The organism is Eisenbergiella massiliensis, assembly GCF_003435485.1.
This window is the reverse complement of sequence record NZ_QVLV01000009.1, coordinates 128,778-152,518: the sequence shown is the minus strand read 5'-3', so window position 1 is coordinate 152,518 and position 23,741 is coordinate 128,778. Positions and strand designations below refer to the sequence as shown.

General features: G+C 48.7%; 16 protein-coding genes. All 16 read right to left on the bottom strand.

All coding sequences use genetic code 11. The features are described from left to right. Nucleotides 1–48: 48 nt before the first annotated feature. Nucleotides 49–3,198, bottom strand: a complete 3,150-nt coding sequence (locus tag DXC51_RS14685) for an alpha-mannosidase (RefSeq protein ID WP_117544826.1) — start codon at nt 3,196–3,198, stop codon at nt 49–51. A gap of 36 nt (nt 3,199–3,234) precedes the next feature. After that, nucleotides 3,235–4,428 (bottom strand): serine hydrolase domain-containing protein, encoded by a 1,194-nt coding sequence (locus DXC51_RS14680; RefSeq protein WP_117544825.1) that lies wholly within the window; start codon nt 4,426–4,428, stop codon nt 3,235–3,237. Nucleotides 4,429–4,489: 61 nt separating this feature from the next. After that, a complete protein-coding gene (locus DXC51_RS14675) occupies nt 4,490–6,709 on the bottom strand; it encodes a helix-turn-helix domain-containing protein (RefSeq protein WP_117544824.1) in 2,220 nt (739 codons plus the stop codon). 171 nt (nt 6,710–6,880) lie between these two features. After that, the gene (locus DXC51_RS14670) at nt 6,881–9,190 is read right to left on the bottom strand and encodes a family 78 glycoside hydrolase catalytic domain (protein ID WP_181970110.1); all 2,310 of its coding nucleotides are present in this window, start codon (nt 9,188–9,190) and stop codon (nt 6,881–6,883) included. Nucleotides 9,191–9,372: 182 nt separating this feature from the next. Then, a complete protein-coding gene (locus tag DXC51_RS14665; RefSeq protein ID WP_117544822.1) occupies nt 9,373–11,502 on the bottom strand; it encodes a family 78 glycoside hydrolase catalytic domain in 2,130 nt (709 codons plus the stop codon). 56 nt (nt 11,503–11,558) lie between these two features. Next, the gene (locus DXC51_RS14660; protein ID WP_051358506.1) at nt 11,559–12,470 is read right to left on the bottom strand and encodes a carbohydrate ABC transporter permease; all 912 of its coding nucleotides are present in this window, start codon (nt 12,468–12,470) and stop codon (nt 11,559–11,561) included. Between the two features lie 115 nt (nt 12,471–12,585). Next, nucleotides 12,586–13,569, bottom strand: a complete 984-nt coding sequence (locus DXC51_RS14655) for an ABC transporter permease (protein ID WP_021640268.1) — start codon at nt 13,567–13,569, stop codon at nt 12,586–12,588. 78 nt (nt 13,570–13,647) lie between these two features. Then, on the bottom strand, nt 13,648–15,276 hold the full coding sequence (locus tag DXC51_RS14650; protein WP_181970109.1) for a type 2 periplasmic-binding domain-containing protein: 1,629 nt from the start codon (nt 15,274–15,276) through the stop codon (nt 13,648–13,650). A gap of 326 nt (nt 15,277–15,602) precedes the next feature. Further along, nucleotides 15,603–16,721: a uroporphyrinogen decarboxylase family protein gene (locus DXC51_RS14645; RefSeq protein WP_021640265.1), complete on the bottom strand. Its 1,119-nt coding sequence runs from the start codon at nt 16,719–16,721 to the stop codon at nt 15,603–15,605. Between the two features lie 100 nt (nt 16,722–16,821). Further along, nucleotides 16,822–17,091: a Txe/YoeB family addiction module toxin gene (locus DXC51_RS14640; RefSeq protein ID WP_117544820.1), complete on the bottom strand. Its 270-nt coding sequence runs from the start codon at nt 17,089–17,091 to the stop codon at nt 16,822–16,824. Continuing rightward, the gene (locus DXC51_RS14635; protein ID WP_117544819.1) at nt 17,084–17,353 is read right to left on the bottom strand and encodes a type II toxin-antitoxin system RelB/DinJ family antitoxin; all 270 of its coding nucleotides are present in this window, start codon (nt 17,351–17,353) and stop codon (nt 17,084–17,086) included. The genes DXC51_RS14640 and DXC51_RS14635 overlap by 8 nt, the downstream gene beginning before the upstream one ends. A 141-nt stretch (nt 17,354–17,494) precedes the next feature. Further along, nucleotides 17,495–18,757 carry a Wadjet anti-phage system protein JetD domain-containing protein gene (locus DXC51_RS14630; RefSeq protein WP_117544818.1) on the bottom strand — a complete coding sequence of 421 codons (1,263 nt, stop codon included), beginning with the start codon at nt 18,755–18,757 and terminating at the stop codon, nt 17,495–17,497. Then, nucleotides 18,754–21,690 (bottom strand): ATP-binding protein, encoded by a 2,937-nt coding sequence (locus DXC51_RS14625; protein WP_181970108.1) that lies wholly within the window; start codon nt 21,688–21,690, stop codon nt 18,754–18,756. Before DXC51_RS14625 ends, DXC51_RS14630 begins: the two co-directional genes overlap by 4 nt. Further along, a complete protein-coding gene (locus DXC51_RS14620) occupies nt 21,659–22,273 on the bottom strand; it encodes a DUF4194 domain-containing protein (protein ID WP_117544816.1) in 615 nt (204 codons plus the stop codon). Before DXC51_RS14620 ends, DXC51_RS14625 begins: the two co-directional genes overlap by 32 nt. Beyond that, the gene (locus DXC51_RS14615; RefSeq protein WP_117544815.1) at nt 22,274–23,455 is read right to left on the bottom strand and encodes a Wadjet anti-phage system protein JetA family protein; all 1,182 of its coding nucleotides are present in this window, start codon (nt 23,453–23,455) and stop codon (nt 22,274–22,276) included. After that, entirely contained in the window at nt 23,452–23,706 is a 255-nt protein-coding gene (locus tag DXC51_RS14610; RefSeq protein ID WP_117544814.1) for a hypothetical protein, read from the bottom strand. Before DXC51_RS14610 ends, DXC51_RS14615 begins: the two co-directional genes overlap by 4 nt. Between the last annotated feature and the right edge of the window lie 35 nt (nt 23,707–23,741).

Below are 23,741 nucleotides of genomic sequence, written 5' to 3'. Positions count from 1 at the left end.
ATCAAAGCATCAGCTGATACGCTTCTGCATTCACTTTCTTAAGCCCGTTCACATCCAGATTCTGAAGCACTTGATCTCAAACGGCCCGAAGTCAGCGCAGATTGCACTGCCGTCCGTTTTTTCCTCATATTCCTCCAGCAGATTGCAGGCTGCATACGCTTTCACGGAATAATCGGAGGTCAGCTCCACATGCGCCCTGCCGCCGGCACATTCATGCATGTGAACCACATAGCCATCCCCGTCCTCCGCCAGCTTGACGGCGTCGATAAGCACGGTGTCGCAGTCTTTCTTAAGGAACTGCCCCGCCTGTTTTTTCATAGCTCCCGGAACACACAATGCGGGCTGGTTGAGCAGAATGCCCTGGGTGAAAGTCTCCTTTCCCAGACTGCCTTTATGAGGCAGCAGCGCATAGGTGAAGAAATGCTCGCCCATATCCGCCTCCGTATCCGGGGATTTTGCGCTCTTCAGCAGAGAAAGGCCCATGACGTTGTCCCGGATTCCATAGCCGTACTTGCAGTCGTTGAGCAGGCTGACGCCGTAATCCGCTTCCGACAGATCCGCCCATTTATGGCCGCATACCTCAAATCTTGCCCAATCCCAGCTGGTATTCCAGTGCGTAGGACGTTCCACAAAGCCGAACTGGATATCATAGGAAGCCTTTGTGGAGCGGATGTCCACCTCAAATAATGTTTTTAACAGCCGGTGATCCTCATGCCAGTCGGCCTTGGTTGCAAAATCAATCCGTCTGTTGCCGGAATATACCATAAGCTCCTGCTCGATCAATGAAGCGCGGTAACGGTAAACAAAACTGATTTTCATGCGCAGCGGCCCATCCTCCGTACAGCGGATCTCGCAGGCCGGAATATCCTCGAATTTTTGTCCATAGAAAATATCAATGTCCCAGGCGTCATAATTCATGGGCTTATCTTCGTAAATACGAAGCACATTTCCCCTGCCCTTTAAAACCTGTCTCCCATTTTCCTTATCCCACAGGCTGGTAAACGCGCCGCTCTCATCCCACTTAATGCTGTAAAAAGGGGTATCCAGGCAGCGGCCTTCCAAATCCAGGGCAAAGGGGCTGTCCGTTTCCGGCTGCTTTTCTTCCGTAAAATGAACCTCAGTAAGACCAAGCGGCTTCACCCCGGCCTCCACCAGCCAGCCATCGGAAACCTTCTGGGCCGGCAGGCATTTTCCCTCCTCGTCCGTGAAGGAGCCGTCCCTGCTTTCCGGTATCAGCACCGCTTCCCCACAATCGGTGTCCGCAAACCGCAGCAAGCTATAGCTGTTATGGCTGTAACTGCCATTATTGCGACTGCTTTCATGGCTGTAACTGCCATGGCCGCTGCCATCCCCATCTTCGCATAAGGCTTCAAACGCTTCCTTTTCCATAGCGTCCACTTCGCGCCACAGCGCTTCATATTCCTTCCGGGTATCCTCATAAACCTCATGGATGGAAGAACCGGGAATGATATCATGGAACTGATCCCGCAGGACGGTTTCCCAGCAGTCATGAATCCGCTGCGCCGGGTAAGCTCCGCCCGCCAGGCGGGAAAGCACAGACAGCCATTCCAGCTGACCCAGGGCGTTTTCCAGCTTGCGGTTGTTACGTTTGTTCCTCGCCTGGGAGGTATAGGTCCCCCGGTGATATTCCAGGTAAAGCTCTCCGTCCCAAAGGGGTACATAACGATCCGTATTTTCCACATTCTCATGGATTTTTTCAAAAAATTCCTGGGCGTTGGCCGTTTTGATCCGAGGCATGCCGGGAATACGGTTAATGGCCCGGATGTTTTCAATCATGCCCCTGGTGGTGCCGCCGCCTCCGTCCCCGTGTCCGTAGGAAATCAGCACTTCGTGGCTTAATTCCTTATTCCTGAACTTCCGCCAGGTTCCCATAATCGTTTCCGGCGTAATCTCCCCGTTATAGGTAGAACCTCTCCCCGTTACCGACATGCCGGGAGCGGGCACATCGATGAAATAGGTCAGCATTTCCGTCCCGTCAATGCCGCGCCAGCGGAACAGGTCGTTGGGAACGGTGTTGAACTGGTTCCAGCTGATTTTCGTGGTCATAAAGGTATCCAGGCCGCAAAGCTTCATGATCTGAGGCAGCGCCCAGCTGTAGCCGAACACATCCGGCAGCCAGAGGAACCGGCATTTTTTCCCGAACTCCTCCTCAATAAAACGGATACCATATAAAAATTGGCGCGCAAGGCTCTCGCCGGAGGTCACATTACAGTCCGCCTCCAGCCACATGCCGCCATCCGCCTCCCAGCGTCCTTCCTGCACTCGCTGTTTGATTCCTTCGTAAATTTCAGGACTGTCTTTTTTCAGAAATTTATATAATTGGGGCTGGGTCTGCAGGAAATGATATTCCGGGTATTCCTCCATCAGCCGAAGCACTGTGGCAAAGGAGCGCTGGGCTTTTTCACGGGTGTGCTTCAGCCGCCACAGCCATGATACGTCAATATGGGTATGGCCCGTGGCATAAACCGTTACCGCGCTGTTTTTGGACATTCCATCCAGCGCTGCGCTGAAAAATGCAAGAGCTTCCTTTCCGGTTTCCGGCAGCCTGTCCGCATCCCAGTCCAGAATGGAAAGCGTTCTGTCAAGCGCTTTCACAAGCTCCGTCCGATCCGTGCTGTCCTCCGGCAGATAGGCCAGGCTTTCGGCCGCTGCGGACAACAGGTAATAAAGCTCATCCAGTTTTTCATCCAGACAACCGATTTGCGCCTCCGCAATCCTGTGATACTGAAGTCGTACAGGGCCGCCGCCCTCCAGGCCTGACCACACCAGGAACGTCATCAGGACCGTCTGGCCCGCAAAAGGAGTGAGCACCACTTCCCTGTGGTTCGTATCCACCCCCTGATAAGGATGGCCGTTTATGTACAGGAGAGACTCAAAACCGCTGTTTCCGCCGCCTCCCGTTCTTCCGAAATTAAAATATCCCATAACCTTACAGCCAGGCTCCAAAGCGGGTATGGCAACCGCCCTCTGCAGCCAGATATAACGGTCCCGGCCTACAAATTCCTCTCCCAGCCTGATTTTATCGCCTTCAAAGGCTTCCGGGCAGCTGGTGTATACCTCATCCGCACCAAGTCCGCCCTCCTTTGTGTAGAACCATTCCACACTGCTCTTCTGCGCCCATCTGCGGCCTTCCAGCTCTGCGGCGCGCTGTCTGAATTTCTCCTCATTGAAAAACATAGCTTTTCTCCTCCTTTAATAAACAGGCGCGGCTCTTCAGCCCTCCTGTCCCCTTTCCCTTCCTTCCATCCGGCGTACAAGCGCTTTCTTTACGCCGGTAACTACATCCCCTCCGTTTAACTGCTGCTGCATCACCAGCAGGGTCATATTCTCCCGGGGATAGTTAAAAAAGCTGCAGCCAAGCCAGCCGTCCCAGCAGTATTCCCCCTTCAGCCCGGGTGAAACAGCCGCCGCCGGATCCTGCAGTACGCGCATCAGGCATCCGTAACGATAGCCCTTCTGCCCAAACCAGCCATCAAAGGCCGCCTGCTGTCTGTCGTTCAATCCGGCATTCAGCATACGATCCACCGCTTCCGGATTCAGAATCCTGGTTTTGCCGAAACTTCCCCGATCCAGAAGCATCCGCGCAAATACGGAATAATCTTCTATGGTGGATACCAGGCCGGCGCCGCCGGATTCATAGACGGCCTTTCTGTCCATACGATTACGTATTCCAAGGAAACTGCCTTCATACTGCACAAGCCTGTTTTCCTCATCTCTTATATAGGCCTTTGCCAGCCGGTCCCTCTTTTCCTCCGGAACATAAAAGCCCGTATCCTTCATTCCCAGAGGGGTGAAAATCCGTTCCTCCAGAAACTCGCCGAAGGTCTTATGCGCCGCCTTTTCAATGACCGCTCCCAGAATATCCGCGGAAATCCCATATTTCCAGGAGGCCCCGGGCTGGAACAGCAGCGGGATCCTGCCGGCGCGCTCCGCAAATTCCAGGGTGGTCATGGGCCTTTCGTCCTTCAGGCCTTCCTCCACCTCGCTCAATAGCTTCCTGGCCGCCAGCTCCGGAACCGTGTCATTGTCGCCATAGGTTAACCCGGAGGTCATCATCAGAAGATCCTCTATCAGGATCGGCCTGTCGGCCGGTTCCCTATGATCGCCGCACCAGACCTGAGAATCCCGGAATGCAGGCAGGAAATCCCCCACAGGCTGCTTCAGATCAAAAGCTCCGTCCTCTGCAAGTATCATGGCAGCCACAGCCGTAACCGGCTTTGTCATGGAATACAGCCGGAAAATGGTATCTCTTTTGATTTCCCTTTTATTTTCCCTATCGGCATACCCCTCGCCAAGCCAGCAGATTTCCTTTCCATCCTTTATAAAAAGCAGGCTTACGCCCCCCACCTCGCCGCGCTGTACCGCCCCTTTGACTATACTGCGCCACTCTTCAGCTAATTCTACCATATTTTTACTCCCAAATGCATTACTAAATAGTTTAAAGAAAATTTGAAAGACGTTTCATAATTTACTGACTTTCACCCCGGCTTTTCTCTGTTACCGGCTCCGTACCATTTCTGTACTGGGAAGGGGTAATTCCCAGCTCCTTTTTAAATTTTCTCCGGAAGCTGGAAACATTCTCATACCCCACAGCAATACAGATTTCCTCCATCGGCTTTGATGTGCCCCGCAGCAGCTCCTTCGCCTTTGCCACACGCAGCTTCCAAAGATAATCCGAAAAATATTCATTAAAATACTTTTTAAACAAATAACTCATATAGGCAATGCTCACATGAAACTTTTCAGCCAGCATTGCAATCGTCAGATCCTTTGATGTGTAGGATTGATTTATGAAATCCTGCAGCTCCCCGCTTTTTATTGTGAGATTAGACAGTTCATCCTCAAACAGGGAAAGCAGCATAATAAAGTGATCATATATGTCATTGCTCTTCTGTTCATAGGAAAAGCTTCTGATAAAATAAAGCGTTTCGAAGTATATGTTGTTGTAAGCGCTGAATTTAATGTTTTGCTGGTTCATATTGGTTATGATCGTGGTCAGCACCTCTGTCAGCACACTCCTGGAATAAAAGGCGGGAAAATCCGTCTGATCCAGCGTCTGGAAAAAGCTGCGGATGGCTTTTTTCGCCTCCTCAAATTTCAGCTGCTGCAAAAGGGAAGCAAAGCTGCTCAGCTCCTGATAAGGATAGGTATAAGCGCTGTCCTTAGGAATGTCCATCTCATCATAAAATGCTATCGGATGGGAATCCCAGTAATTTCCTGCCTGCATTGCATTCGCGTACAGATTGGGAATATCCAGAGGGGAGGACGAGCCGTTGCTCAATGCTATCCTGCAGCCGTATTCCTTATAAAAATCATGCAGCAGATACTTTATTACATTATATTTATCCTGGTCCTGGCCTCCGTAATAGATCAGATAGGAGCAGTATTTCGGCGTGATTTCCAGCCGTATGCAGAAGGAATCATTATTTGGAAAGGTTCCAAGGAAGAAATCCCGGAAACTTTTGGTTACCCACGCCATTCCTTCCCCATCCGCCGGAGCGGATATTTTAATCACAAACATCAGACTGCCCGGCTCTCCGTTAAAAAGTCTGTCCATATTCTCCGCCGTAATCTCTTCCCCATTTTCATTAACAATTGTATCAAGAACCGACTCCTTCATTATACTGTGGTACTTCTCTATCTTTTCCTGTAGCTTCCTCTGCTCCTGAAGCGCCGAAGACAGGGCAAAATCCAGCTGGGATTCCAGGCCCTTATTATCGCCTGCCCTGTCTGCAAACTTTTTACTCAACCGGTGCAGCGGCGAATAGGTAAGTCTCATGCCAAACAGAATCAGCACAAAACCAGTACAGCCGATAGCTGCAAAAACCATATACATATTAATAAATGCCTTGCTGGCATACTGAAGCAGCACATCCTTGGAAAAACATACCGTTAAAAACAGATTGGTATGCAGCGGAACGGTATAGATGATTTCATCCCCTTCATCGTTTTTCTGAAGTCCGTAGGAGTCCGTCAGCCTGTAAACCGGCGGCACGCTGTAATCACCTGATGCTGAAATAATGTTATTTTCAGAATCCGTCAGATACACACCCGAAATTTCCTCTGACAGCATATTGTTAAGCCTGGCAATGATCTCGTCGGAGTCAATTACATAAAACAGCTCGTATTTACTGCTTGCCACATTGGGAAATAGCAGCAGCAGGGACAGCTCCTGGTTTTTGATATAGACCATGGTATTTTTATTATCGTGGCCATACTTACCCACCGGGATTTTCAGTGCCTTATGATTGATTGAAAAATAGTATTCATCATTGGATTTGTAAATATAATTTTTGCAGGCAAGGACTTTTCCTCCGTTTTTCTGGATATAAATAATATCCGATACCAGCGGATTCGCACTGGCAAACTCACGCATATCTGTAATTCCCAGGGAACTGTACCAGGAAGAATCAAAGGAATGCCTCAGCATTTTCAGATTCGTGTTATTGCACAGGTTATAATGGATATTAAAAACGTGGTCGAGATCATTATTAAAGCTCTGCTGGAACAGAACAAGCTTTTCCTGAATACTGTTGTCCCTTGCTGTGGAATACGCCGTCCGCAGCTGTTTCCGGAATGCAATAAAAAAACACAGCAGAAGAAAACTGAGCAGAAAAAAATAGGACAAAAAATATTTCAGCAACGTGTAATAATTGATCTTTTCAAAGCGCTTTCTTATTTTATCCATGCAACCACCCTCATTAGTTTTGTGAAATCAGCCTGCTGTATAAGTCAGACAATATCGCTCTTCCTATAGACGCATCCGGTTATCCCGCTTTTATTTCCGGCCGTGCTCTTAAGCATAATGTGATTATATGCCCCGCTTTCCATTTTTGTAAAGCGGCAGGAAGACGGCCCGTTACAGCCGGCTGATGCACAAATATGTCCCCGTTTTCATTGGCTTTTCACAAAATCCATCCTCAAATTCCCATCCTGCAGGCAAAAGGATCCTGCCTCTCAGTCCATTTTCCACTGTAATTTCCAGTCTGATAACCTCCTCCCCTTCCCTGCAGTCCTCAAGCCGGGACCAGTGTGCTGAAATCCAACCCGAAGGCAGCCGACAGGAGCCTTGCGCATAAGCAAGCGCCCTGATAAAATGAGGCTTCACCAGACAGTAATCCGCATCCTCCATATATGGATTGGGAACGATTCCTGCAACCGCCTGAATAAACCAGCTGCTTATATCCCCAAAGAAATGGTGGTTCCTGGAATGGGCATCCGCTTCCGGCGGCAGGAAATCCTCCCAAAGAGAGGTTGCCCCTCTGGCAATCCAGTTTCCATAGGAGGGATAATCCTTTCTCGTAATCATTTCATACGCCAGATCCGCCTGGCCGTACTCGGACAGGACATGGAAAAGGACTCTCATTCCCAAAGCACCCGCGTTCATATGATCACCGTTTTGATGAATGATTTCCAACAGCCGCTTAAAGGCCGCCGGCCTTTCCGGCTTTTTAAACAGACCGTAATATATTGCCATGGACTGTGAGGCTTCACAGCTTCCCGCTACTGTCATCGTGGAAAAATCAATCAGATATTTCCGGAATGCTTTTTTCAGATCTTCCCTAAGCTTCCTGGCATAACGGGCCTCTGACTCCATGCCCAGCTTTCGGAAAAGCAGCCCCGCTTCCTCCAGCAAATGTACGCTTATGGCAGTATCCGTTACCTCTATAGGCGCCTTATGGCCGCCTCCGCTCTTTCCCGTCTCACACCAGTCGCCCAGGCCCGTATCTACCAGTCCTCTTTTGTTTCTGCTGCCGGAAAGGAAAAACAGATACCTGAAAATGTAGGGTGCGGCTTCCCTTGCCGTATCCAAATCTCCCCGCAGCTTAAACAAGCAGAAGGGGATTTCCACAATAACCTGATCCCATGCAGGTCCGTTTCCAAAGCCCCAGCCCCCTGTGGGGACAATACCGGGCAGCCCGCCGTCAGGAGCCTGCGCAGCTTCCACATTACGCAGCCACTCACGCAGGGAGTCCTCTACGGAAAGGTTCAACAGCATATGCTCCGCTGAAAGCGCCGCATCCCCGGTCCAGCCGTTCTTTTCCCGATGCGGACAGTCCGTGGGAAACCACAAAAAATTGGAAAGAGTCGCTCTTCTTGTCATGGCCTGCAGCTGATTGGCGGTTTCATCGGAGCAGGAAAAGCTGCCGTTTTCCTCAAACGCCCCTCCGCAGATATGATACGTCAGAAGCTCCGGAACGGCTTGTTCTTCCTTAATCCCTCTCACGTATGCATAACGGAATCCATAATATGTGAAGGAGGGCATGTAGGTCTCCTCCCCGCCCCCGCGGCATATATAGCAGCTGTCCTGCACCCTGTCGGTATAGGGAAAATCGTATTCCGGGAACATCAGGTTTTTCTTCTCCAGAATCCCGTCATGGTACCACTCTGCATAGGATATCCGTATTTCCTGTCCCGGCGTTCCCATAATTCTCAGTTCACATATCCCGGCGGCATCCACGCCGAAGTCATAAAGATACCCGTCCCCATAAGGGATTATGGAAACGGCCCTCCGGCGCTCATAGACTTTGATCGGTGATGCCTTGCACAATCTCATTTCCCCACGCGGCGGCGTCACCCTTATCACCGGCTTCCAATCTTCTTCCCGGAAGGCAGAAGCTGGCCCATCCTCAACAGAGGAACAAGCCGGGGAGCACCAGTTATCGATGCCAAGTCTTGCATCATAGCATTCTCCGCACCGAAGCTCATCCTCCAGCAAAGGCGAGGGATGGGTGCGGAAGGTGGTGTCGCTTTCCACTATAATGTGAGCTCCGTCATTTAGCAGGATATCCAAACGCAGGGCCGTCATAGGCGCGCCTCTCCACCGGGCCTTGTCAAAAGCCCATACGAAACCGCCATAGGCATTCTGCATGCCGTTGCCAAGTATTATCCCGATTACATTGCTTCCCTCGGTTAAGTACGGCAGGGCGTCATAGCGGTCATAATAAATGATATCATCCGGATTACTGATATATGGGGCAAGAATACATTTGGTAAGCTCCGTACCGTTAATGAACACACGGTAAAATCCCAGCCCTGTGATCAGCAGCTCCGCCGATTCCGGGATGTCACTAAGCATGAATTCTTTTCTTATATAGGGTGCCGGCACCTGATGATTAAAATCAGCGAAGTCCTCCCCGGCACTGATGAACTGACATGGAAAATTCATAATCCCCTCCCGTCTGTGTGCCATGGGCACACTCTTAATTCAGGGGGTGAGAAACTTTTTTCTCACCTGCTCCCATCTGTGTGCCACAGGCACACTCTTAATTCAGGGGGTGAGAAACTTTTTTCTCACCTGCTCCCGTCTGTGTGCCACAGGCACACCTTCAATTCCGGGCGTGAGAAATACTATTTCTCGCTGCCCGCCTCCCAACTATCCACCTGCATCCTCCCGTCCTCATCCCGATTCCACTTGACAGAAATCAACCCGGCCGCAGTTCGCATTGTTCCCTGTGCCCAATCAAGCCCTTTGATATCCGCAGGCATCACATAATATTCCGCAAACCCGCAGGTTCCTTCCTTCTGTCGGATTCCAAGAACCTCCGTAAACAAAAGCTTCACTACGTTCCCGAACATCGGATGGTTGTGGGAATCTGCGCCGTCCCATTTTTCCCATAAGGTGGTGGCGCCGCTGCGCATCATATTCGCAAACGATACCTCGTTATCATTGGTCAGAAGCCGGAATGCCAAATCCGCTTCTCCTACTTTAAAAAGCCATTCCAGTAAAACAGGCGTTCCGAAAATTCCCGTATCCAGCCTTCCCAGCTTTCTGTACCTGTCCACAAGATTTTTCTTCGTTCCCGCGGTTCCAAGGCCCACATTCAGGGCAAATGCATTGGCTGCCCCCGTTCCGCCGCAGAAATCTCCTGTATTTGCGTCAAAAAAGGTATCCATAACCGCCTTCTTTGCCGTCAGAATCCTGTCCTTTACCCATTCCGGCTCCTCCTTATGGAGAATTTGCGTAATCTGTCCCAGCGCCTGCAGGCCCTGAATATAAAAACAGGTATTCACAAATGCTTCCGGCAGCTTTTCCGGTTCCGCTTCCGGCGCACACCACTCTCCCAGGCACCAGCCGCCTTCCTCTTCCCTGACGACAAGGCCTTTTTCACAGCGGGATTCCATGTACTCCAGCCAGCGGAAGATTGCCGGATAGCCTTTTTCCAGCAAAGCGGAATCCCCAAAGACTCGCCAGTAATCCATAGGCACAACATAAACGGCGCAGCCCCAGCCCCCGGGCCCTCCTCCGCCCCCCATAAAGGGTGCGGTATGGGGAATATGCCCTGTATCGGCCCCCTGGCTGTCCAATATATCCTGATACCATTTTTCATAAAGCCGCCTGGTATCCATTGTCAGCATCGCCGTCTCCGATGTCAGCTGTCCGTCTCCCGTATATCCCAGTTTTTCCCTGTGCGGGCAGTCCGAAGGGATACAATTGTGGAAATTGGCGCTTTGCGTCCTGATGTATGCATCATACAGCCAGTTTAAAACAGGATTGGAGCATCGGAAGGACGACACAGCCGGCGCCTGCGTCCCCACCACTGACACAGAAACTGCCTCTCCTGCTCCTTCCACCTCAAAATACCGGAACCCGTGCCAGCAGAATTTAGGCCGTACCGTCACCGGGGAGCCATTACAAATATAACTGTCCTTCTGTATCTGCCTTTCCCCGCCCGCTGACCGGAAATCCAGGCAGCTATCATCCGTAAGCTCTTCACTGTACCTGACGGAAACCTGTTCCCCCGTTTTTCCCAGACAGCGTATTTCGGCCCAGCCTGCTATATTTTCCCGGCAGTCATACAATTTCCTGCCGCACTTATCCTCCAGTAATACCGGCTGAATCTGGCGCAGCACCCTGTCTGCGGGACACTTCTGCTCCTCAAGGATGGTCTCCGGCGCATGAACCGGCCGTGCCGGCTTCCATCCGGCGACATCGGCAGATTCCATGCACCAATCCTCCTGCAGCAGCCTCAGATCCTGTGTTTCTCCGTAAAATAAATTGTTTTCCGTCACCTCTCCCGGCTTCCACAGTGTCTTCGGATCACTTTCGATTACAACCTCTTCCCCCTCGCTGGTAAGCATGTGCAGCTCATATCTTAACTTCGGGAACCCAAATATGAATTTCCCCTCATCCACTCTTTTTGTCTGATGGTACCAGCCGTTGCCAAGCTGTATGCCAAGGACATTTTCCCCGGTTTTCAGGAAAGGAAGCAAATCGATGGTCAGATACAGACAACGGTAACGGGAGCGTTCCTCCCACACCGGATACGTAGTATCGCATCCGAGCACCGAAGAATAATTGGTAAATGCAGGAACAAATTCCTGATCGCAGGCCCTCCTTCCGTTAACATACAGCAAGAAATATCCCAGTCCGCAAATCTCAAGCTTTGCCGATGCCGGAAGCTCCCTCAGGGAAAAGCTTCTCCTGAAAAGCGGGGATTCACATTCGTTGTCCCCTTGTATCCAATGCCAGTTTTTCATACCATACCTCCAGGCTGCCGTAACAGTTCAAATGCCTGAACTGTTGTATGCCGCTCCTATCCCTTCACGGATCCGATCATAATCCCTTTGACAAAATGCTTCTGTACTAAAGGATAAAGACATAACACCGGAACCGTTGAAACGATAATAGAGCTGTATTTAAGCGTCTGCGCCAGCTGCGTTTTCCGCATGATTTCATCCGGGCTCATCGAGCTGGTGATCTGCAGTGTCATCTGTGTGGAAAGCAGCAGTTTTCTCAGTATGGACTGAAGAGGCAGCAGCTGCTGTGAATTTATGTAAATAAGCGCGGAATAGAAATCATTCCAGTGCCCCACCGCATAGAACAGCGTAATAACCGCCAATATGGGCTTGGACAGCGGAAGAACCACCTTAAACAGATATTGGGCCGTATTCGCCCCGTCCAGCTGCGCCGCCTCCAGAAGCTCATCCGGAATACTGTTGATAAAATATGTACGTGTTATGATAATGTTAAATACGGATACCGCATTGGGAATCACCATGGCCCAGACAGTATCAATCAGATGCAGCCTGTTCACCACCAGATAGGTAGGGATCAGCCCGCCGCTGAAATACATGGTAATCATAAAAATAATCATGAAAAATTTCCGCGGCACAAAATCCTTCCGCGACAGAGGATATGCACCGCATACAGTAAGCACCATGTTTATAGCAGTTCCCAATACAGTATAAATAATGGTATTCCTGTATCCTGTCCAGATTGTCTTATACTTGATTACCTCTTCATAAGCATCCAGCGTAATGCCTTTGGGAAAAAGGATGACATGCCCCTGCCAGACCTGGGAAGGATCGCTGATTGACGCAATCAGGACGAACCAGAGCGGCCACACAAAAATCACCAGCAGAACCAGCATAATGAGCAAATTAACGAGGTCAAACACTTTGTCAGGATCCAAAAATCTTCTTCCAGTTCTTTTTATTTTATTCACACCTTTACCTCCTGCATATCGCAGGCCTGCCTGCGATACTGTTTCAATCAGTTTCTCCCTGCCCGCCCCTGCGGGCACTTACTCAATATTTGAAAGGCACTCCAAAACCGTTCCTTTACCACAGACTCTCATTGGCAAGTTTTTTGGATACCTGATTGGCCAGGATGACCAGCGCCATATTAATCACGGAATTAAACAAACCTACCGCTGTTGAATAGCTGTAATTGTTCTGAACCAGACCAACCCTGTATACATAGGTATTGATAACATCCGAAGCGCTCATATTCAGATCGTTCTGCAGCAGAAAGACCTTTTCAAATCCCACATTCATCAAAGATCCCATCTGTAAAATAAAAAGCATAATAATAGTGGATTTAATGCTGGGAAGATCAATATGTATGATTCTCTGCACTTTTGTGGCGCCGTCCATAATCGCCGCCTCATGCAGGGCAGGGTCAACGCCCGACAAAGCCGATATATAAATAATAGAGCTGTACCCCATACTTTGCCATACCCCGCTCCACACATATATGCTTTTAAAATACTGCGGCTTGCTCAGAAAATCCTGCGATTTTCCCCCCAGCGCCATAATCATCTGATTCAGGATCCCCGTATCCTTATCCATGAAAATAGCGATCATACCGCAGATAACCACTGTGGATATGAAATAAGGCGCATAGGAAACCATTTGAAGCGTTTTTTTCAGATGCTTCAGCCTCAGATAGTTCAAAAGCAATGCGAAAATAATCGGAATGGGAAAACCTATCACCAGGGAATAGAGGCTGATTCCAATTGTATTTTTCAACAGCAGTCCAAAATTGTAGCTTCCAAAAAACCGTTCAAAATATTTCAGTCCCACCCATGGACTTCCAAATATGCCCAGCTTCACTTTAAAGTCCTTAAATGCCAGAATTACCCCGCTCATAGGGGTATAGGCAAAAATAATAAAAAACAGGAGCACCGGAAGAATCATCAGGTACAGAATCCAGTTTTTTCTGACATCCTCAGCCAGCCTCAGATGCAGAGGCTTTACCAGCTGGCTGCGCTTTTCCTTTTTTATTTTCACGCCTGCGACAGGTAATTTATTCACGTTTCGCATCCCCTTCCATGCACTTCAATTCCGTAGGAATAAAAGGAAGACCCAGCAAAGCGATCTTCCTTTTATTTATCAGGTTAACTATTTGCCTTCTGCCGCATTAAATGCATTTTTATAAATTTCAAACAGCTCAGATGCACCCATTGTATTCATAGTGGAAACATAATTGTCCCAGCTCTCATCCAGGTCAAGCGCTCCTGTAATAACCTGTGCGCCATACTGGTTAATGTAGCTGTCAAGATCTGCCTTCAGGGATGCAATTGTCTCCGTTTCTTCTGCACTGTAGGTCATGGCAGGAAGCGTAACCTCACCGTAATCCAGCATCTTGGAACGCTGTGTAATCAGATAGGATTCGTCGGGATCCGTGATTCCTGTAAACCAGTAATCAGGCTGGATGCCGGGGAATGCGGTCTGGTATTTCAAAGTTCCCTTTTCACGTACCGTTGCAATATCATCGCCGATAGGGCCGCCGATATTCCAGGACCAGGTCCCGTCGTCATTATTTACATAGGAATTTCCTTCCACACCTAACCAATACAGCATGCCGCCCTCCTGGGTAAAGAGCTGATCCGCCCAGGCAACCAGAGTTGCAGGATCCTCACATGCGTCGGTAATCATCATACTGCCATGCATAATACCTGTGGACTGGGGATAAACCTGTCCTTCAAAAGGAGTCAGCGTCTGATATTCCTCATCCTGATCACGGCCTGCGAACTGGAAGGAAGCAAGCGCGCTGAAACAGCCTAACACATCACCTGAGCTTCCCATTGCTGCAATCTGGTCATAATTCTGGGTAAAGCTGGCAGGATCAAGAAGTCCTTCGTTATACAGATTCGTAAAATATCTTAAAAATTCTTTATATCCTTCATCGATAGGGATATATACAAGATTTCCATCCTGGTTTGCACACCATGTTTCGGAATCCAGATTATATCCGAAATAAGGAAGGTAATTCTTCAGATAAGACATTCCATCCGGTACGGAAAGAGGAATTTCATCACCGGGATCGCCGTTTCCATTGGCATCCTGTTCCTTAAATGCGGTAAGGACATCATGGAATTCATCCAGATTCTTAGGTTCGGATAATCCCAGATTATCCAGCCACTGATAATTCAGCCAGATATGGAACCCGGCCTCAAGCTCCGCTCCCGTGTTCAGCGCGGGAATTTCATATACATGTCCGTCCGGCGCCGTTATGTAAGGCCACAGCTCTCTTTCATCCAGCAGGCTCGTCAGAGTGGGCGCATAGGTTCTTATATAATCCTCCAGGGGAACGAATACTCCTTCCGCCCCGTACTTATCAATGTCATTTTTTGACAGACTGGAAAAAATGAAAACGTCCGGATAATCTCCTGCGGAAAGAATCAGTCCTTCTTTTTCCGCTGCATCCTCCTGAGGAACACTGTTTACCTCAAAGGTAATGTTGCTCTGTTCGTTCAGATACTTAAAGGCATCCACCTCATCCATGGGTGTATCTCCATTAATAACACACAGCATGGAAAAATTCTTCGTTTCATTAAGCGGGAATGTTATCTGATCCGTTTCCCCTGCTGTTGTCTCTTCGTCCCCGGATGCTGCCGGTGCCGTTGATTCTGCCGCCGCAGAGGATGCTGCCGGTTCCGCAGTTTCCTGTGCGTTCTTGCCGCAGCCGGATGCCAAAGATGCCATCATCGCAGCGGTAAGCAATACTGCCAACATTTTTTTCTTCATAGCCCTGTTTCCTCCTATACATTTGCTTGTTTGCAAGTTTGTGTTTGCAAGGTTCATTATAGGAATACTTTTATATACAAACAAGAACATTAACCTTTTCTTCCTGCATATTATTGTGCGGGTATTGTGCGGGCCGCAAAGCCTGTAAATACGGGGTTTCCAGGATTATAAGAGTGCTGAGCGTACAATATTTCAGTCTATGTATAAGAATATTGCACCCTGGCGGCGGAGAATGGACGCAGTCATCATCTTTACAACGTGTGCCCACCGGGCACACAAATAATATAAGCCGCGGCATTTTGCGCCGCGGCTTAATAATAAACAGATCAGATTTTTATTTTTTTAATTTCTTCTGCATAATACTGAACCAGTTCAAACTTGGTTCCGGGCATCAGCCTGTGGTCCGGGCAGGGGATAAAACCGCCCAGGCTGGCCAGGCGCTTCATTCTTTCGATCTCGGCATCCACCGCCGCTTTATCCTTGCGCAGCGCTGTTTTATCCATTCCCCCTACGCCAAGCATACCATTTCCGAACTTATTCCTTGCCTTTTCAAACTGGTCTCCCCAAACGCCCACTTCAATGGGAAACATTGTGTTAACACCATTTTCAAACCAGGTAGGAAGCAGGCTCTCCACCACGCCGTCACAGTCCAGGGAAATAATATCAATTCCGTATTTATGGCAGAGATCCGTCCTCTTTTTATAATGCTTTGCACAAAGCTCCTGAAAAAGTACCGGGGAAAGAAGAGGACCGTTTTTAAAGCAGATATCCTCCCAAAAATGGGCATAATCAAATTTCGCACCTGTTTCCAGGACAGCCTCCACACATTTATACTGCATTTCCGCATAGGTATCCACAATATCTGCAAACAGTTCTTCATCCTCATCATAAATAAGGTAGCTCATGCCCACAACGGAGGTCATATTGCGGATATCTCCCAGCACGCTTCCGATTGACAGCCCCACCGGCCTGTCCTGCAGCCTTGTCTCATTAAAATGCTTGTAAAACTCAAAATCAATACGCTCAGGCATATACTGCATTTTGGGCTTATAAAGCGTTTCAAAGGCCTCCCTGTCCTTCAGCTGGTAATCATCCTCTGAAGGAATGGAAGCGATGCCCGGCTTAATCCGTTCAATCAGCCCGACACTGTTCTGAACCCGCTGTGAGCCGTCCGGAAGCTCCTCCAATACTTTAAATTCAAATTCCGGATAAAGCCCCTTCTGCATTCCCACCTGGGTTGACCAGTTGAAATCCCAGCCGATCAGCTTATCCAGCTCCCTGTCCTTTTCACTTCCGTCATAGTTGTGTTCAGCCAGTTCTTTGGGAATTTTTTTCTGATCCGCCCACTCCGCAAGCAGTTCCTCCCAATACCCGAAATGCACGGCAGGCATACGATCCGCCGGCTTGTAGTGCAAAATGTTCATGGCGCGTTCTCTGTTTGTCATTGTTCCCCTCCGCTTATCTGCCAGTTTTCTTCGTATTTTTGGCAGAGTATTCCTGGATTTTGTTTTTATCAGCCTATAACAGCAAAAATCCTTATGCTTATTATTTGTCTCCGTAGTGTCCACGGCAATGGGCAATATAAATACGTCCGCCTTCTATGTGATATACAAGCCGGTCTTTATCATTGATACGCCGGCTGAATTCTCCCTGAAGATCGCCTGTTAGCGGTTCCGGTTTTCCAATCCCTTCCATGCATCCGTTTCGCTCAATATCCTTAATAAGCTGATTGATTCGTTTCATTGTCTTTTTGTCCTGCATTTGCCAATAAAGGTAATCCTCCCAGGCATCATCAGACCATATTTTTTCACTCATCTTCGACCTCAATCAGTTCGTGAGCATTTCCTTTTCCCGAACGCAGTTCCTGTACAGATTTCTTCACGTATTCCACATTAGTATCACAAAAAAAAGGATCAACAGACTGCGTAATTTCAAAAGGAATGCGCTTTTCACGAAGAACTGCCTTCACAAAAAGATTGATTGCAGTGGACGTATTTAATCCAACGTTTGCGCAGAATGCATCAAAATCTATTTTATCGTGTTCATCTACTCTCGCAGTTATTGTAGCTTGTGCCATATATATTGCATCTCCTTTCTGTATTCTATTTGTCTTTATTATAGTCGTATTGTATGCTAATTACAAGCTATTGTGATACAATTTTCAAAAATAATTGAGGCCTGCAACAATCAAGACAACTGAATTATAACTCCAATTCTCCTAAAATATACCAACCGAGACACCTTCCTGCTCCACCTTTTTTCCTACCTCCAGCATAGTTTCAAACAATTTCCGCTGTCCTGCAAAGAAAGGCTCCTCCATCATCCGCAGCAGCTCCCTCCGGTCATGCTCCGTCAAGTCCTTTCCCGTTCTACAAAACTGCAAATATGTTTCCATATCCATATAACGGGGCAAAAAGGGAATTCCTGTTTTCTCACACAAATCCTTCCATATCTGAAAGCCGCCGCAATCCAAATCTCCGAAATGCCCATAAACACAATCCGGGAATGCCCTGTACAGTTCCCTCAAAAACTGCCTCTTCGCCCGATTATGATAACCGCCCAGATAAACAGCAAGCGTTCCTTCTTCCCGCCACCGGTGGAAGGAGGTCAGGTTTTCAATCGTCACGATTTGACTGACCGGACAGCTGACATCCCAACATACGTCACCGATATCCTGGCTGGACAGACCGATTCCGCCCTGCAGCGCAGCAAGATAAATACGGCTGTCCGCCATGACTTTTGCATCTTGTCCGCCATCCTCCTTATGGGACAGCGTAAACACCCCGCTGCCCTTCACCATCACCCAGGATGGATTCTTAAAAATATTAAATTCCTCCATCACCTGCTCCGCCGTCAGCTCTGTCAGCGTATTCTCCGGGAAAAACCGGGCAATAATGCCCGCTGCCCCGGCAATCTCCTTTTCCGCCGCCTTGGAATCCTTCAAAAACCGTACAGAAAATTCCCTTAAAAAAATTTCCGTCCGGTTCTCCAAAATATGCAGAATCAGCCCGCAGCGTTCTGCCATCGCCTGCGGCTGATCCATATCCACATACTGCGCCACGCTCTGCCCCTGCCCGATTCTTTGCTCCACATACTGTAAAAAAGCATCCAACGCAGGATGTCTGCCCCGGTATTCCCGGCAGATATGAATCACATCCTCTTCCTTTTGTTTTCTGGTTCTGCGCTGCAGCCATGCATAAATTTCTTCCGCACGTTCTGTCTGCAGCAGACACTTTTCCAGAATATGGCCTTCCTTTCCCTTCCGCCAGATCAGGCGCACAAATCCTTTTTCCTCCATATCCGCAAGCTGGGCATGGACCAGTTCAAACTGCATGGAGGTTTCGTCAAAATATTCCGGCAGCGTACTCTTTTTCACCGGAAATTCAATGCTCTGCTTCCGCTGATTCTGGCCCGTATATAAAAGGCTGTTTTCATATTTATCCAACAGGCTGTTCAATACTTTCTCATCATACCGTTTCATGCCCGGGTAAAGTCCTCCACATAACTCATTTTGTCATCCTGCAATACGAGCAGCACCTTCTTCACCGCAGGGCCGATATACTGGATCTTGTCCGGCGACGCTGCAATGATAACCTGCAAATTGGAATGGGTCAGAAATTCCAGCACCCCCGAAATCCGTTCATCATCCATATTATTAAAAGCCTCATCCAGCATCACCAGGCCAATGGCATCCCCGCCGATGCTGTTCCGGTAAAGCTGCATAAAAGAAGCTGCCACGGTAATATAAAACGGCGTCTGGGTCTCGCCGCCGCTCTTTTCCCGGCTGACCTTGGAATACAGCATATAGCTTTGATCCTCACCCGTAATCTTGATATCGTAGTCCATATAAGTTCGGTAATCCGTATATTCTTCCAGTGTTTTAGCGCTGTTTTCATCGTCCAGCGCCAGCTTTTCAAACAGTTCCTCAATGACCTCTCTATGATTCTGGCTGAACAGACTGCTGAAAATGGATTCGCCCTGCATGACATTGAAATCATCCATAATCATCTGATAGAACTTTTTCAGCTTTCTGCTGGGTTCATATAAAAATTCATACTGCTCTCTGGAAAAATGAATCTCTCCAAGTGAACGGTTCAGCTCCTTAAACTCGTTCTGCGCCTGCTTGATATTTTCCTGCAGACGGGATAAAAACTGCTCCCTGAATTCATCCTCCGCCGCCTGTCTGGCTTTATAAACCTTCTCCTCATATTCCAAAAGCCTGGAATTTTTCAGCTTATCATATTCCGCCAGAAATTCCGGATATCCCTGCAGCATTACGGCCTCTCTTATTTCGGTATCCAATTGACTCATGCTTCTCTGCAGCTCTTCCAAATGAAGCCTTTTCTGAATCAGGGTCTGATTTGCATGCAGACACTTCATAGCCTCCCTACAGTCCGCCAGCTGTTTTTCATGCTTCCGCTTTTCCTCCAGCGCCGGGAGACGGTACTTCAAATCCACATCCGCAGCGGTATCCAACGGTTTTGTCACAAATTCCAGCTGACTGATCTTTTCCTCCAGTGCTGCTTCCTGCTCCTGCAAAGCCTCCTGCTGCCTGCGGCACTGCTCCAGCTGCCGTAAATAAGCCTCCGCACCGATATAAGGCGTTTCATACACCTCCGGTTTAATAGCGCTGACCACATGATTCTGATACCGCATACATTGTCTGGTTATGGCCACGGGATACAGCTTTAAATCCTGATATTTCTGGCACATATGCACCTTGCCCAGGACCATATTCACATATCGCTTTGCCCAAATGCTTGCAGAAGTTACCACCTCGGCAAGGGATCCGGCCGGGACCTCATCATATTTTTCCAGCTTTCCCGTATTAATCAGGCCGACACCATAGGCCTTCCTGTTTTCCCGCATCCTGTCATAAACGCTCAGGGCCAGATCAAAATCCTCCGGCTCCACCAGAAGGTAAAAGCGCTGGTTATTCAGATAGCCTTCCACCGCATTCTGCCAGGCAGGATTCACAATATCCAAAAGCTCACACAATACACGGACCTCCGAGCTCCTGCCAACCTGCCGCAGCTGCTCCTTAATGCGCTGCCTCAGCTGTGTTACACTGTCCGGATAGGTAAGCCGCTTCTTTTCCAGCTGTTCGATACGATTTTTCAAATCAGACAGCTCTTTCTGACAGCCGTTTAGCTCCACCCTCGTCTCAGCCAGCTTCCTTAGCACCTTTTCATACATATTCTTTTTATAGGAAAGAACTTTTTCCAGACAAAGGCTCACGTCAACCAGGCTTTCGCATTCCTCCAGCTTTTCCAGAAAAGCGGCATACTCCTTCACACACCCGTCTGCATCCTTTACCTGAAGAAGCTTCTGCACATCCGCCAGTGCCGCCTTAACCGCCTTGTGAAGCGCCTTCATTTCCTCTTTGTCAGCCGCCAGCAACCCTTTTAACACCGTTTCCTGCTGTTCCAGCTCATGCAGCGCCTGATATTCTTTATCCGTATTTAACTCCACCGACAGATCCGTAATGAGCTGCTGCCGCTGCCGTCTGGCTTCCTGCAGCTCCTCCTCCCTGCGCTTCTGTTCTTTTTCCCGCATCTGGGCGCCGTCCCGCCTTGCCTTCGCATCCCCTCGGGCCTCCTGCGTCAGCTCCACATCCACCCGCGCCAGATAATATTCCTGGAACCGATCCCTGCGCAGACCGTTTTCCACCTCGGCTTCTTTTTCATTGATTGCCTCCAGTTTGGCAATCCGGTTTTTCACATCCTGTAGCATACGCTCCAAATCCTGATAGCTGCGGACATTTTCCTTCAACGCATCAATATTGACTTCCTTCTCATCCAAAACATAGGAATACACAAAATCCTTAATATCATGAATCGGCTTAAAGGCAAGGGCTTTGGGAATCAATGAAAAAAATTTGTCCTCTAGGCGGCCGAACCTGGCCTGCACCATCTTTTTGGCTTCCGTCTGTGTATTTGCAAAGATTTTAATCCCCTTGTTTGTCCCACGGAAAACCGAAATGGATTTCACCTGGTTTCCCCTCAGAAACAGCTCATCCGCCAACCGCCTGTTTTCCAGCAGATACCAGCCCACATTGGGTTCCTTCTCCTCTGAAGCCGAATCCATTACCGCCCCCACAATAAAGAACTGTTTTCTTCCTTCCTCCCAAAACTCCAGGGCAATATGGCTTGTAATCTCTCCGCTCCGCTCATAGGGGCGATCCTCCCGTCCCGTCTTGCACCTCATGTAGCTGTTCAGGTTCCGCTTTCCCTTTTCATGGGCAGCCTTGTTAAAATGCACCTTGGAACAGGTCACCACAAACTGGATCGCATCCAGAAGCGTGGACTTGCCCGCCCCGTTTTCCCCGGAAAGCAGGACGGAATCATCCAGTTCAATAAGCTCGTTTGCAAACCTATGCCAGTTAATCAGCCGAATCCTGCACAGCTTCTTCATCTTCCGTTTTTCCCCCTTTCCGATACAGCGCAAGCATATCATTCACCCGCTTAATGTCCTCTACCCGCACTGCCATCAAAATAGAATCATAAATAATCACACGGGATTCTTCCTGCATCAGGTCCCGATCCAGAAGCTCCACCAGATTGAACCGCTTAAACAGGCGAAGCGCATTGTTCATGGTCGTTTTATCAATCTGTTTTTCCCGTATTTTTAACGAAATATATTTTTCCTGGATATCGCCCAGATTTACCACCACATCGGTCAGGGAAAGCTCCCTCTTTTTCTCATCATATAAAATCCGCAGGATCAGCAGGATGATGGAGTCATTCAGCTTCAAATTCAGGTGATTATAGTTCTCCCGGTTTACCAGCTGGATTACCCCATACTCGTCATTGATTTCCAGCGTATAACCCAGCACCTCCAGATACCGCTCAAACACCTGTTTCCAGCGCTGGATAAAGTAAAAATCGCTCTTCGTGGCTTCATTACGTCTGACGATAAAACAAATACTCATCAGCTTATTGCAGACCCGGCGGAACTCATCCCTGTCCTTCTGCAGCATTCCTTCAAACAAATCCATCTATCTGCCTTCCTTTCGCCGAATCAAAAAATCCCGGAACCGAAATCCGCACTTTTCCGCCATATTTTTTAATTCCAGCGTATAATCCATATTTTTCCGCTGCCCATACAAACGGATATAAATTAACCTGATAAAGGTATCCCCTTCACTGACCGGAAACTCGGATGCCGCCATAACCTGTCTGTCTCCCAGCATATCCTTCACGTAAACGTTGATTTTCTCAGGACTTAATATCCGCGCCAGCTTCTCTTCCATCCTCCTGCGTTTTTCTTCCCGCAGCTCCTCATTCGCTTCGAAGCTTTCCATGACCTCCAGTATAAATTCTTTCTTTCCTTCCACCGGCGCATACAGGGAATCCGTATCCAGATACTCCCAGGAAAAAAGCTTTATCAGCCGATCCATCTCTTCCAATTCATATACTGCATTGTAGTCCAGTTTTTTCTCTGTAATCCGTTCATTTAAATAAATCAGAATATCCTTCAGCTGCCCGCGCACATCCTCCCCTGAAGAGAGCAAAAAACGCGCCCGGTTGATGGCGGCCCGCTGATACCGCGTATTCTTTTTGTTAATCTCACTTAAGATTTCATCCATCTGCCGAAATGCATCAATCACCTCATGCAGCATGGACAATACCTCTTCCCTTGCCTCTTCCTCCGAAATCTCTCTCAGTTCAGCGATTTCCCCTGCAGCCTTATTCAGGAACCGTACGCTGCGGCTGTTGCTTTCCAGCCGCTCCAGGATTTCCGGCCGGAACTTGGAAACATTGTCCGAGGTCAGAAGCCGGTGGTACGCCTTATCCACCACATTTGTATAATAATCATTCAACAGCGCATCCATAATTTCCGCCACCGTGGAATGCTTCGTCAACTCATCAATATATCGTTTGATATTCGCATTCAGACTTTTAAGCCCTGTAATCAACGCGTCCGTATTCTCCACGATCTGCAAAAGCCCGATACCGGGATTCTCCAGACCGGCACGGGCTAAGCTGTAAATGGTATAAATATACCCCTGATATTCTGTTCTTTTCTCTTCCGAAATCGCAAGCAGCGTCTTCATTACCTGAACCGCATAATCGCGGAAGTTCACCCGCTGCACGTAGCTGTGATCCGTATCCACCGATATCCAGCCGTACCTCTCCAGCCTGCGCAGGATAAAATTCGCCTTATCCCGGCTGCTCATGCCGCCTGTCGTATCCGCACTGTAGCAAGAATCATACCGTCTCCTGGCTCCAATTCCTCTTCCGGCATCTGTGCCGCCATCGCTGAATCAAAATAAAACTGCAGCTCATCCACCAGGACATCCCGCTCCACACCAAAAGACAACTGCCGGTTAGTCACTGCGAACAACCGGCAGATACATTCCCAATATACCAATTTCCCCGGCACTGTCAGAGGATGAAAAAAATTCTCAGGGATGATGTCGAAAAGCATTAAATGCAGACTCCTGTATCTGGTTTGATATGTTT

Bases quoted from the DNA above. Each gene is read 5' to 3' on its own strand.
- DXC51_RS14610 (WP_117544814.1), bottom strand. From the start codon at position 23,706: ATGCTTTTCGACATCATCCCTGAGAATTTTTTTCATCCTCTGACAGTG.
- DXC51_RS14645 (WP_021640265.1), bottom strand. From the start codon at position 16,721: ATGACAAACAGAGAACGCGCCATGAACATTTTGCACTACAAGCCGGCG.
- DXC51_RS14670 (WP_181970110.1), bottom strand. From the start codon at position 9,190: ATGAATTTTCCATGTCAGTTCATCAGTGCCGGGGAGGACTTCGCTGAT.
- DXC51_RS14655 (WP_021640268.1), bottom strand. From the start codon at position 13,569: ATGCGAAACGTGAATAAATTACCTGTCGCAGGCGTGAAAATAAAAAAG.
- DXC51_RS14685 (WP_117544826.1), bottom strand. From the start codon at position 3,198: ATGTTTTTCAATGAGGAGAAATTCAGACAGCGCGCCGCAGAGCTGGAA.
- DXC51_RS14630 (WP_117544818.1), bottom strand. From the start codon at position 18,757: ATGAAACGGTATGATGAGAAAGTATTGAACAGCCTGTTGGATAAATAT.
- DXC51_RS14640 (WP_117544820.1), bottom strand. From the start codon at position 17,091: ATGAGTGAAAAAATATGGTCTGATGATGCCTGGGAGGATTACCTTTAT.
- DXC51_RS14680 (WP_117544825.1), bottom strand. From the start codon at position 4,428: ATGGTAGAATTAGCTGAAGAGTGGCGCAGTATAGTCAAAGGGGCGGTA.
- DXC51_RS14650 (WP_181970109.1), bottom strand. From the start codon at position 15,276: ATGAAGAAAAAAATGTTGGCAGTATTGCTTACCGCTGCGATGATGGCA.
- DXC51_RS14635 (WP_117544819.1), bottom strand. From the start codon at position 17,353: ATGGCACAAGCTACAATAACTGCGAGAGTAGATGAACACGATAAAATA.
- DXC51_RS14665 (WP_117544822.1), bottom strand. From the start codon at position 11,502: ATGAAAAACTGGCATTGGATACAAGGGGACAACGAATGTGAATCCCCG.
- DXC51_RS14620 (WP_117544816.1), bottom strand. From the start codon at position 22,273: ATGGATTTGTTTGAAGGAATGCTGCAGAAGGACAGGGATGAGTTCCGC.
- DXC51_RS14615 (WP_117544815.1), bottom strand. From the start codon at position 23,455: ATGAGCAGCCGGGATAAGGCGAATTTTATCCTGCGCAGGCTGGAGAGG.
- DXC51_RS14625 (WP_181970108.1), bottom strand. From the start codon at position 21,690: ATGAAGAAGCTGTGCAGGATTCGGCTGATTAACTGGCATAGGTTTGCA.
- DXC51_RS14675 (WP_117544824.1), bottom strand. From the start codon at position 6,709: ATGGATAAAATAAGAAAGCGCTTTGAAAAGATCAATTATTACACGTTG.